Raw genomic sequence first — 9,693 nt, 5'->3', positions numbered from 1 at the left:
CGTTATTGTCATATTCATCAAAGTATTTTCTATTTTAACTTTAAATTATTTAAGATGTTAGGAATTTTAGTTGTTTGTATTTTAGTTATTTTAATCGCTATGCAAATCAACTATATCAACAATAATTCTTTATCATCACTTATTAAAGATAAATATATTACAACACAAAAAGAAGATCATCGTGTCTTTATCATTCCTGATTATATTTATATCTTAGGTTATTTCTTAGGACTTTATGCGATGTATGTAGGAGAAGAATTAGATGCAGGATTTGCGATTGCTTCTTGTATTGGGGCTATCAGTGCTTATGGTTTGTTTTATTATTTCATTCCTCATACTTTAAATGAAATGGTTGATTCATTGAATCTAAAAGGCGAAGATACGATTGTTTTAGGTGATTTGGCTCTATTTATGCAACAAAGCAAACTATTAATTGTCTTTATTATGTTAGCTGTAATTTTAATACCAACATTTATTTTCTCATCAATTCATATGAAGATGTTGCATATTGCTTTACACATTGGTGCTATCTTAATTAATTTTGTTTTATGTTTAAGTGTTGTCAGTCGTTTTGATATCGATGCTTTAGAAAAGAAAGAACATTTTAAAAATTTATGTAAGATGGGACTTACAAATCAAGATGTCAAGAAAATATCTTATAAAGAAGGAAATGGATTTTATGTTGTATTATGGATTTTTGCAGGTATTTATATTTTAAGTATTGCTTGTACGTTTTTAATTCGTGCATCGATTGATTTAGGACTTGTTGGTATTGTTTTACTTGAGTTTGTTGTTCCTTATGGAATGGCTGAATTGATTGTTTATTTAAAGAAAAGAGGTCAAAATTATGAGTTACATGGAAATTAGAAATTTAAAGAAAGTTTATAATCCTTATGGTATGCATCCTAAGGTGGCTTTAAATGGGTTAGACTTTAAAGTAGAAAAAGGTGATTTTATTTGTATTATGGGAGCCTCTGGTTCAGGAAAAACAACACTTGTTAATATCTTGTCAACGATTGATGAAGCAACTCATGGACAAATTTTTCTTAATCAAAAAGATTTACTTCTTTTATCAGAAAAGGAAAAAGCAAATCTAAGAAAAGAAGAAATTGGTTTTATCTTTCAAAATTATAATCTTATTGAATCATTAACAATCAAAAATAATATTTTATTTTCATTAAGACTTAATAAAGTAGATCAACAAACACAATTAGAAAAATTAAACGAACTTACAAAAATGTTAAATATCGAAGAAATCATTGATAAATATCCTTCCCAATGTTCAGGAGGACAACAACAAAGAGCAGCAATTGCGAGAGCGTTGATTAATGAGCCAAAGATCATCTTTGCGGATGAACCAACAGGAAATCTCGATAGTTTAAATGCTAGGGAGCTGATGGAATATCTAGTTAAAATCAATGAAGAAAAACACACAACTATTATTATGGTTACTCATGATAGTTTTGTGGCTTCTTATTCAAAGAAAGTTTATTACATGAAAGATGGACATTTAGATTTATCGATTGATCGTAATACAAAATCACAAGATGATTATTATAAAGAAATTGTTAAAGTTACAACTCAAATGCATTTATAAATATTATAAAAAATAATTTGTGATATATTATTTTTCTAAATATAAATTTCGCTGGATTATATTTATCATATTTTATACCAAAAAAATACCAAATAAATTTGTGTTATTATTAAATAGTTAAAAATGGTATAAAATACAAATGAAGTAAAGTGTTGATAAATAAACATTATTGAATATATAAGCAGATAAAATAATAATTAGCTTAATCTAGCGAAAAATATGCTAAATAAAAAAGGGTTTCAAGATAGAAGAAGCCTTTTTTTTTACGCTAAAACCCGCATGAAATCAACGTTTTTTTGATTTGCGGGTTTTCAGCTTTTATGAATAAAATAATGCTTAAAACTGCCCTAAAAATGGGCTATACCAAAAAAATTAAAAAAAAGTGCAAAATTTTCATCAAAATGTTATAAAAAAATAAAATAACTATGTAGAAAGGACTACGTAGTTATTTTGTTTTTTAATACTGTTATCTTATTTTTCTTAAAACAGATATACCAATTATGATAATGCTTGTTAAAAAACTGTGGTTATTATCATTAAAAATCAATGAGTTAATTAGCAAAATGATTGCTATAAATATAAATAAGTAATAGATTACATTAGTGATATCAAATTTTTTCATATTCTCACTATTTATTTAATTTTCGGTAATTGTTGTTTCAATTTCATAAATAATAGAATTTTTTTGTTCCTGTATGTAATCATACCATAGAACACTAAAGAAAATTGCTAAAATTGTGCAAATTACTGAAAAGAATATAAGAAATTTTTGTATATTTGATTTTAATTTCATTCTTTTAATAAGATTATTTTCATCACTGTTTTGTATGTAATTCACAACAATATCTTTAGGCTCTCCAAATTGTTGAACAATATCATCATATGAACATTGTGGGTGATCATCTAAATATTCATTTAAATGTTTTTTTAATTCATTTAAATAGAATTTTTCTTTTTTAGTATGCATAGGCATAATTGTCCAAATGTTCTTAATGTATTTTTTTATATTATTCATAAGCTCCTCCCAAAGATTCTTTAATAACGTTGTGAATTCCGTCAACAGCATTATTAAACTCATTAATCATTTCTAATAATTTTTCTTTTCCTTTTTCTTCTATGTGATAATAAACTCTTACCTTACGTTCGATTACTTTTTCATAACTTGAAATATAATTCTCATCCTGTAATTTATACAAGATAGGATACATAGTACCTTCTTTAATATCTATTAACTCGTGAGAATATAATTTAATTTGTTTTGTAATTTCATAACCATAACAATCTTGTTTGGCAATTATACATAGAAGTAACATATCTAATTTAAAAAAACTATTTTTTCTGGCCATATTAATACTTCCTTAACGTTAAGATAATTATATTATAATATATATTTAAAAAACATCAATACATAGAAAAACTATGTACAAATAATTTAATATATGATAATATTCAATTAGAGAACGTTTTCGAAATATAAAAGAAGAGGAGATAAAGATAAAAAGAATTTTAACTATTTTAACGGTTATGCTTCTTACTTTTGGGCTGATTGCATCACCATCTTATGCATAAGATGACAATATTCAGGAGCAAGAGCCGATTGTTTATGAAGCAGAGCAGGTGCCATATTTGGATGAGGAGACAGGTGGATTTGTAGAAAATAAGGATAGTATTTCTCAGCAAAGGGGTACGTTGTTTGAAATTGTTGCAGCGGATAGAACAATTGATCTACACATAAAATTAGAAGCAAAAAATAAAAAAGCAAGAATTAGAAGTATTTATGGTAAACACACCATTAAAGATCAAAATTCGTATGCTTCTAATACCATAGCTATTGAGCAACATAGTAATTCTCCAAATTATTTACTAGGCTGTTTTGTAGACGGAACAAAGTCATTTAAAAAAGGAAATAAAGCGAAATGTTATATTTCATTAGTAGAAGGGGAAGTCTTGAATGGAGGAAGAATTACCCAAACAATGACTTTAAAAATTGGATAAAATGATAGAAGTGTGTTTCGATAGTACAACTGAAGCAAATTTACGTTATTTATATGCAACAGGATTCATAGATTCTGATACTATTCTTTGTTGTCCAGACGATTATTCGTTAGGAAACTTTAAGGATTTTAGTATTAATGAAAGATATGAACAATTATGTAAATATGGTGTTGTTGATTACGGTAAAAGAAATAAAGAATATTTTTATAATAAATATTCTTTATTTCTAAATGGTTTATACAAAATCAAGCAAGGTGATAAAATTAGAGTGTGGATGTCTCATGTACCGATGGAAATGGTAGATTTCTTTGTTGTATGCTATTTTTTAAGAGATGTATTAAATAGAATTTATGTTTGTGATGCAAATATAGTTTTACAAGATATAAGTAAACACTCCGCCCTTTTAAATTGTCCAAGTGATTTCATGCAATTAATGAATAAAATGAGAAGTGTTTCTATTTTAAGATATTCAGAAATTGGTGAGAAAATATTTTTAACAAATAAACCAATAAAACTTATAAAAAATGGTGAAGTTATAATGATGAATGAGGAAGATTTTGATAATTTTATTTATAATGTAATTAATAGCCAAAAAGAAAATAATACAGAAAGAATAGTTGAAGAAGTATTAAAAAAAGCCTAATTAACTATCTTTATTTATATAAGAAAATTAAGAAAATGGTAGAGGAAAGCAAATAATATAAAATTATTTCAAAGAGAAAATGATAAATATATAAACAACAAAATGCAAGTTTTATTGAATTGTATTTATTTCATATTGACATTGTGTATATATCTAAACATATGACTAGAATATTTTAATTTAAGTAATCGTTGTTTAACGGAGGTGAAAATATTGATACTTATTATTGCATTATGCTTGTTCGCAAATATATTATTGTTATTTATTAACGTTATGTTCTTTTTAAATAAAAGCAAACAGCTCATTTATACATTGGTTATTAACAATATCATTAGTATAATCACCTTGTTGATGTGTATAAATTATATAAAAGGATTACTGATAGAAAGTGATTGGGCGGCGTTGCTGGATATTGTTCCATTTATGGTGCAAATATTATCTATATATTTTCTTTGTGTATGTGTGATTCAAATAGTTTTAGTAGTATTGTTTTGTAAAAAAACTAATTGTTGATTGAAAGGAGAATTCAAATGAAAAAATTTTATTTACTGCTTTAGTAGCTTTACTTTTAGGTGTTAATTGTGTAACTGCTAGTGCTTTAGAAAAATCAGAAAATATTTCAAAAAAAGATGAAGAAATTATGGAATATATAAACATCTATTATTTGATACAAAATGGTGAATTATATAGCAATGACTATGATATTTCAAATCATATGTATGCAACTCAAAAAGATGTTGAATTATATAGACAATATATGTCGGCACTTTCTAATAATAATGCTAGAGCATCATCTGGCTATAGTAAGTATTTTAATTCAAGCAAATGGATCACAAGAAATGGAGTTGTTTCATTAAGCATAAATTTTAAAGGCTCTGCTTTATACCCTAATGATTTACCTGCAGCAAATTATGCAGTGGCTAAAACTGCGTTCCAAGAATTGTATAAAAAACATAAAAGTAGTTCTAAATGGAAACATACCGCATCAATGGAAGCGCAATTTTTATGTCATCATATGACAATAGGAAAACTTAAAAATCCTTGGAATTTAGAACCACATAGAACAGAAACTGATCTTGGTAAGGTAATAGCAAAAGGATGCAATCCGTAAAGAAATTATTATTAATATTAAGTTTATTTTGTATATTGATTTCAATAGTCTTGATTAATAGTCATGATAAAGGGATAGAGACAGGTGAAATCGCTAGTATAAGCGATTTAACAGAATTAGATTATAAACAAGGGTACTACTACTATGGGAGACCAGATTGTATTGATTGTATAAAATTTCAAAAAGAATTAGAAAAATTTTTAAAGACAAATAATGTAGCTATTAAGTATATTAGTACAGCGTATTGGAAGAAAAATGTTAAGTTTATTTATTTTTTAGAAGGTAATAGGGTTGATACGGTACCTGTGATTATATATTATGAGAATAACCATGAAACAAATCGACTTACAAAGATAAACGAATTAAAATCTTTTTTTAATAAAAAATAGCCATTTTTACAAATGTTTTTATCGGAAAAATTATGGCTTCAATTTACCTATTTATATGATTAATAGAAGGAGTTATTATATGGATAATAAGAATAATATGGATGAATGTATGTGGATGATTATGGGAAGTATTCATGAAAGTGATAGAATTACCGTAGCGAAATGTTTAGATATGATGGAAGAAAAGGGCATATCGAAAAAAGAAATGATTTCTATTATAGAAAATGCTAAGGTTGAATTATTTCATGTTTACAATGAAAAAATTTGCTCAGTAATTGATGGATTAGATAATTATCAATTTGAAATAAAATAATTATATTGAGAATAAACTAAGGAAGTATTTGAAATTTAAAAAAATTGAATACTTCTTTTTATTTGGGAAGAAAAGTATAGTATAATTATAGAAAGATATTGAAGTATTTTATGTTGTATTGTTACTAAGGGATAGAAAGCTATTTTTACAAAATAATTCATGAAAAAAGGAATGTATTGCAATTTGTTACAGTTTTACATAAAAGATTGAATATGGAATGTCTAGTTATAGTGTTTTATAAAAATGAATATACATTAGAATGAGATATGGAAGTATTTGGAAAACAATGGAGTAGGGAAAATATAATAAAAATTCGCTCTTTTTAAGAATTTTGTTGTTTTTTTAAGATAAGCATCTGAAAATATTCCATAGTGATACTCATAGTAGGCTTCTTTTAATGATATTGGCATTGGTGTGTTTAACACCAATGCATTTTTAATAAATTCACTATCTTTCACTTCTTCGAATAGCTTCTTTGCTTGTTCATCTCTTTTATACTTATATTTTATTTGTTTTCTTAAAATATTAAAATCTAAATATTCTTGTGCATATCTTGTTGAAAAACCATGTGTCCTTTGAATAATATTTTCTATTTCACTCATTAATTCATTAACAGATGCTAGACTATTTCCATCTTCTGTTAAATAATGCTTTTGTGTTGGTGAGGTTTTAATATAACTATTTTCTGCTTTCAATTCATTTGAAAATTGTTTAAAGCATGACTTTGAATCACTGATTAATTTCTTTACATTATCTAGTCTATTGATTACAGACATGTATTTTTCAAATGACTCTGATCCCAAACCAACAATATTCATCATTATGTTATCTTGACTATCTATTGCACATGTAACACATACCTTATGATGTGATATTCCTCTATATGCTGATTGTTTTCCTCTTTTTTTTTGAATATCTAGGCATATTTTCTAGTTTGGTTCCTTTAAGATTGATACTTAAATATTGAGAATCGATTTCTATTTCATTACTTAATTTTTGTTCTTGAATGATTTGTGATGCTGTTTTATAAAGTTTATGTCTCATATAAAAACATGTTGTTATCGATGTATTCATAAAATAAGCTTCATCTTTTAGTGTTAAACCACTTATTTCGTAATCAATAAATTTGAGCCATTGATCTTTTGTAAAATGAGAACAAAAAAATAATGTTTTAGTGTTTTCACTAAAAGATCTGTGTCAGTCATTACAAAAATAACGTTGTTTTCATAGGAATCTTTGCCATTTTTCTTGACAGAAGACGAACCACATATAGGACAAATTATTTTAGACTCAGATTTAACATTGATTGAACAAGAATTTTTAATACGTTCCAGAAGATTATCAATATAGTCTTGATCTTTATTTTTCAAATATTGAACAACTTGTTTTTCAGTAATCATTATAAACACCAACCTTTATTGATATTTTAATCATTATCTGAAATATATTCTTTTTGAGCATCTGATTAGCCTTCAATATATTGGTGTTTATTCAATTAGCAACATTTTTCTTAAAAAGAGCGTAAATTTTAATGAATAGTATAAAATATAAATGAAGTAAAGTGTTGATAAATAAACATTATTGAATATATAAGCAGATAAAATAATAATTAGCTTAATCTAGCGAAAAATATGCTAAATAAAAAAAGGTTTCAAGATAGAAGAAGCTCTTTTTTTGTTCTTTAACTCGTAAATCAATTTTGATTTACGAGTTTTTTCTTTTATAGAGAATATTTTGTAAAACAATAAAAAACAATAATTCTAATGTATAATTAGATAAATGCTATTCTTATTGAAATACTTAATTGACCATCTGAAACAGGTGGTGATTAGGTGTCAAGTTTTGTACACGTAAAAGCCATAATTTTGCTTATAAAATTATGGTTTAAATTTTATGAATTCAAATCTTATTTAAAAAGATGTGTCATATGGTTTATTAAGTTGAAATATATGATTTGTTAATAAGATAAGTGTATTGTTTAAAATATAAAAGAAGTAAAAGATAGGTGACAAAGAAAATTTAAAGAGATTGTTATTAAATTTATGTAAATAGAGTATTTTATTGAATTATTTTACAATAAATATTGACTGTGGAGCCACTCCATAGTGTTCAATGATGTTGAAAGGAGGAAAGGTAATATGAAAACAAATGAATTAGAAAAAGAAATTGGTCTTTCAAAGTACACAATTCGATATTATGAAAAGGAGGGGCTTATTCAACCTAAAAGAGAAGAAAATGGTTATCGTGATTATGACGATGAAACAGTTCAAAAGTTGAAAATTATTAAATTTTTAAGAAATCTTCAAATATCTGTTGATGATATTAAAGCTATCTTAGATGGTGAATTAGATTTTAGGCATTGTTTAAAAATCAATCAAGTGAACATGCAAAAACAAATAGAAAGTATGAATGAAATTAAAGATACAATAGATGATTATTATGATAAAGATCTACCTTTAATAGAAGAATTAAGTGAAATTAAAAATAATAATAATAAAATGGGATTAGGTTTTCAAAAAACGACTTCAACAGTTTCATTAGGAAGAAAACTTACACCAGAACTTGCAAGAAGACAATTAATTATTACTTTTATAGGAGCACTTGTAGTTGCTGTGTCATTTTCTAGAATGCCTTATGATTTAGGAAATATGAGAGTTTTAGTAGGCATTGTATTTTTTATAGTTACATTTATGTTAATGATAGCATTTTCTTTTAAACAAACATCAGCGATGATGTTAGATAATATACTTAATCAATCTGTAGAATTTTTAAGTGATGGTATTTATTATTATCAATTTAATGGACCAATAAGTAATTTCAAATATTTCTTTGCGGTTGTTTTTAATAAAAAACATCAATTTATGCATAAATGTTTATATGAAGATATTAAAAAACTTGAAGTTATTGCTAAGAAAAAATATATGAGTACAGGAAGTCCATTGGCTTATGAAACTTATGTTTCTGATTTTAAATTCACATTTAAAGATGGACAAACATTCTATTTCTATTGGCCAATGATTTTAAATGATGATGCAAGATATATTGCGACAATTGTAGAAAAGAAAGTAGAATATATTGAAGATCCTTATAATATTCTTTATGCAATGAAACAAGGAATAAATCTTAATGATTATTTAATAGGAAGATAATAATAAAAGTATGCTATAAAAGAGTCAAATTTTAATTTGATTCTTTTGCATTTTTATAAAAAAACAAATAAAGGGTATATAAAATTTGCTGTTTTTGATACTCAAAATAGTTTGTAAACACCAAATCATAAAAAAACATCAAAAAAGATCAATGAAAAAAACGTTGATATAAAGGCAGAAAAAGAGGGAAAGAGAGAAAAAAGATAAAAAAATACAGAAAAAAGCTTTACAAAAGGGAGAGGGGATGGTAATATAAATGGGCACTCGACGAGAGAGTCAAGTGAGAGGACATTGAAAACTGAACAGGAAAGAATAAAACACAACGTCAATTAAGTTAAAGAAATAAAAAAGAGCTAAACAGACCAAAGTTGTCTGAAGAGATAGAAGGACAATGGAGAGTTTGATCCTGGCTCAGGATGAACGCTGGCGGCGTGCCTAATACATGCAAGTCGAACGCTTCACTTCGGTGAAGAGTGGCGAACGGGTGAGTAATACA

At 25.8% G+C, this 9,693-nt stretch carries 13 protein-coding genes and 1 rRNA gene; 9 read left to right on the top strand and 5 right to left on the bottom strand.

What is annotated here, in order from left to right:
• Both C7U54_RS14745 and C7U54_RS14250 read left to right on the top strand, forming a co-directional pair.
• Positions 1 to 867, top strand: an 867-nt coding sequence (locus tag C7U54_RS14745; protein ID WP_162297525.1) for a hypothetical protein, incomplete at its 5' end; no start/stop codon positions are given.
• Complete coding sequence (locus C7U54_RS14250) at positions 848 to 1,597, top strand: ABC transporter ATP-binding protein (RefSeq protein ID WP_107030709.1); 750 nt, start codon at positions 848 to 850, stop codon at positions 1,595 to 1,597. The genes C7U54_RS14745 and C7U54_RS14250, both read left to right, overlap by 20 nt.
• A 637-nt stretch (positions 1,598 to 2,234) precedes the next feature.
• Here C7U54_RS14250 and C7U54_RS14245 read toward each other — a convergent pair.
• Positions 2,235 to 2,612 carry a DUF6120 family protein gene (locus tag C7U54_RS14245; protein WP_107030708.1) on the bottom strand — a complete coding sequence of 126 codons (378 nt, stop codon included), beginning with the start codon at positions 2,610 to 2,612 and terminating at the stop codon, positions 2,235 to 2,237.
• A complete protein-coding gene (locus tag C7U54_RS14240; protein WP_107030707.1) occupies positions 2,605 to 2,943 on the bottom strand; it encodes a PadR family transcriptional regulator in 339 nt (112 codons plus the stop codon). The genes C7U54_RS14245 and C7U54_RS14240 overlap by 8 nt, the downstream gene beginning before the upstream one ends.
• A 280-nt stretch (positions 2,944 to 3,223) precedes the next feature.
• Here C7U54_RS14240 and C7U54_RS14235 point away from each other — a divergent pair, with 280 nt between their 5' ends.
• The 5 genes from C7U54_RS14235 (at position 3,224) to C7U54_RS14215 (ending at position 6,048) form a co-directional block, all read left to right on the top strand.
• A complete protein-coding gene (locus C7U54_RS14235; protein ID WP_107030706.1) occupies positions 3,224 to 3,592 on the top strand; it encodes a hypothetical protein in 369 nt (122 codons plus the stop codon).
• Between the two features lies 1 nt (position 3,593).
• A complete protein-coding gene (locus C7U54_RS14230; protein WP_146137643.1) occupies positions 3,594 to 4,235 on the top strand; it encodes a DUF1835 domain-containing protein in 642 nt (213 codons plus the stop codon).
• 640 nt (positions 4,236 to 4,875) lie between these two features.
• A complete protein-coding gene (locus C7U54_RS14225; protein ID WP_107030704.1) occupies positions 4,876 to 5,346 on the top strand; it encodes a DUF2599 domain-containing protein in 471 nt (156 codons plus the stop codon).
• The gene (locus C7U54_RS14220) at positions 5,334 to 5,735 is read left to right on the top strand and encodes a hypothetical protein (protein WP_107030703.1); all 402 of its coding nucleotides are present in this window, start codon (positions 5,334 to 5,336) and stop codon (positions 5,733 to 5,735) included. The genes C7U54_RS14225 and C7U54_RS14220 overlap by 13 nt, the downstream gene beginning before the upstream one ends.
• A 79-nt stretch (positions 5,736 to 5,814) precedes the next feature.
• On the top strand, positions 5,815 to 6,048 hold the full coding sequence (locus C7U54_RS14215; protein ID WP_107030702.1) for a hypothetical protein: 234 nt from the start codon (positions 5,815 to 5,817) through the stop codon (positions 6,046 to 6,048).
• Positions 6,049 to 6,302: 254 nt separating this feature from the next.
• Here C7U54_RS14215 and C7U54_RS14210 read toward each other — a convergent pair whose 3' ends face one another.
• The 3 genes from C7U54_RS14210 to C7U54_RS14200 are packed head-to-tail and all read right to left on the bottom strand — an operon-like array spanning position 6,303 to position 7,448.
• A complete protein-coding gene (locus tag C7U54_RS14210; protein ID WP_107030701.1) occupies positions 6,303 to 6,869 on the bottom strand; it encodes a hypothetical protein in 567 nt (188 codons plus the stop codon).
• Positions 6,870 to 6,927: 58 nt separating this feature from the next.
• Positions 6,928 to 7,122 carry a hypothetical protein gene (locus tag C7U54_RS14205; protein WP_107030700.1) on the bottom strand — a complete coding sequence of 65 codons (195 nt, stop codon included), beginning with the start codon at positions 7,120 to 7,122 and terminating at the stop codon, positions 6,928 to 6,930.
• A 32-nt stretch (positions 7,123 to 7,154) separates the two neighbouring features.
• Positions 7,155 to 7,448 (bottom strand): hypothetical protein, encoded by a 294-nt coding sequence (locus C7U54_RS14200; RefSeq protein ID WP_107030699.1) that lies wholly within the window; start codon positions 7,446 to 7,448, stop codon positions 7,155 to 7,157.
• Between the two features lie 738 nt (positions 7,449 to 8,186).
• Between C7U54_RS14200 and C7U54_RS14195 the strand changes: the two genes are divergently transcribed.
• Positions 8,187 to 9,197: a MerR family transcriptional regulator gene (locus C7U54_RS14195; RefSeq protein ID WP_107030698.1), complete on the top strand. Its 1,011-nt coding sequence runs from the start codon at positions 8,187 to 8,189 to the stop codon at positions 9,195 to 9,197.
• Positions 9,198 to 9,585: 388 nt separating this feature from the next.
• A 16S ribosomal RNA gene (locus C7U54_RS14190) occupies positions 9,586 to 9,693 on the top strand; the annotation flags it as partial.

Origin of the sequence: Faecalibacillus intestinalis, from assembly GCF_003024685.1 — a bacterium.
In the GTDB taxonomy this organism is placed as follows: Bacteria; Bacillota_I; Bacilli_A; order Erysipelotrichales; family Coprobacillaceae; genus Faecalibacillus; species Faecalibacillus intestinalis.
This window is presented reverse-complemented; position numbering and strand designations above follow the sequence as displayed.

Bases quoted from the DNA above. Each gene is read 5' to 3' on its own strand.
- C7U54_RS14250 (WP_107030709.1), top strand. From the start codon at position 848: ATGAGTTACATGGAAATTAGAAATTTAAAGAAAGTTTATAATCCTTAT.
- C7U54_RS14245 (WP_107030708.1), bottom strand. From the start codon at position 2,612: ATGAATAATATAAAAAAATACATTAAGAACATTTGGACAATTATGCCT.
- C7U54_RS14240 (WP_107030707.1), bottom strand. From the start codon at position 2,943: ATGGCCAGAAAAAATAGTTTTTTTAAATTAGATATGTTACTTCTATGT.
- C7U54_RS14230 (WP_146137643.1), top strand. From the start codon at position 3,594: ATGATAGAAGTGTGTTTCGATAGTACAACTGAAGCAAATTTACGTTAT.
- C7U54_RS14225 (WP_107030704.1), top strand. From the start codon at position 4,876: ATGGAATATATAAACATCTATTATTTGATACAAAATGGTGAATTATAT.
- C7U54_RS14220 (WP_107030703.1), top strand. From the start codon at position 5,334: ATGCAATCCGTAAAGAAATTATTATTAATATTAAGTTTATTTTGTATA.
- C7U54_RS14215 (WP_107030702.1), top strand. From the start codon at position 5,815: ATGGATAATAAGAATAATATGGATGAATGTATGTGGATGATTATGGGA.
- C7U54_RS14210 (WP_107030701.1), bottom strand. From the start codon at position 6,869: ATGATGAATATTGTTGGTTTGGGATCAGAGTCATTTGAAAAATACATG.
- C7U54_RS14205 (WP_107030700.1), bottom strand. From the start codon at position 7,122: ATGAATACATCGATAACAACATGTTTTTATATGAGACATAAACTTTAT.
- C7U54_RS14200 (WP_107030699.1), bottom strand. From the start codon at position 7,448: ATGATTACTGAAAAACAAGTTGTTCAATATTTGAAAAATAAAGATCAA.
- C7U54_RS14195 (WP_107030698.1), top strand. From the start codon at position 8,187: ATGAAAACAAATGAATTAGAAAAAGAAATTGGTCTTTCAAAGTACACA.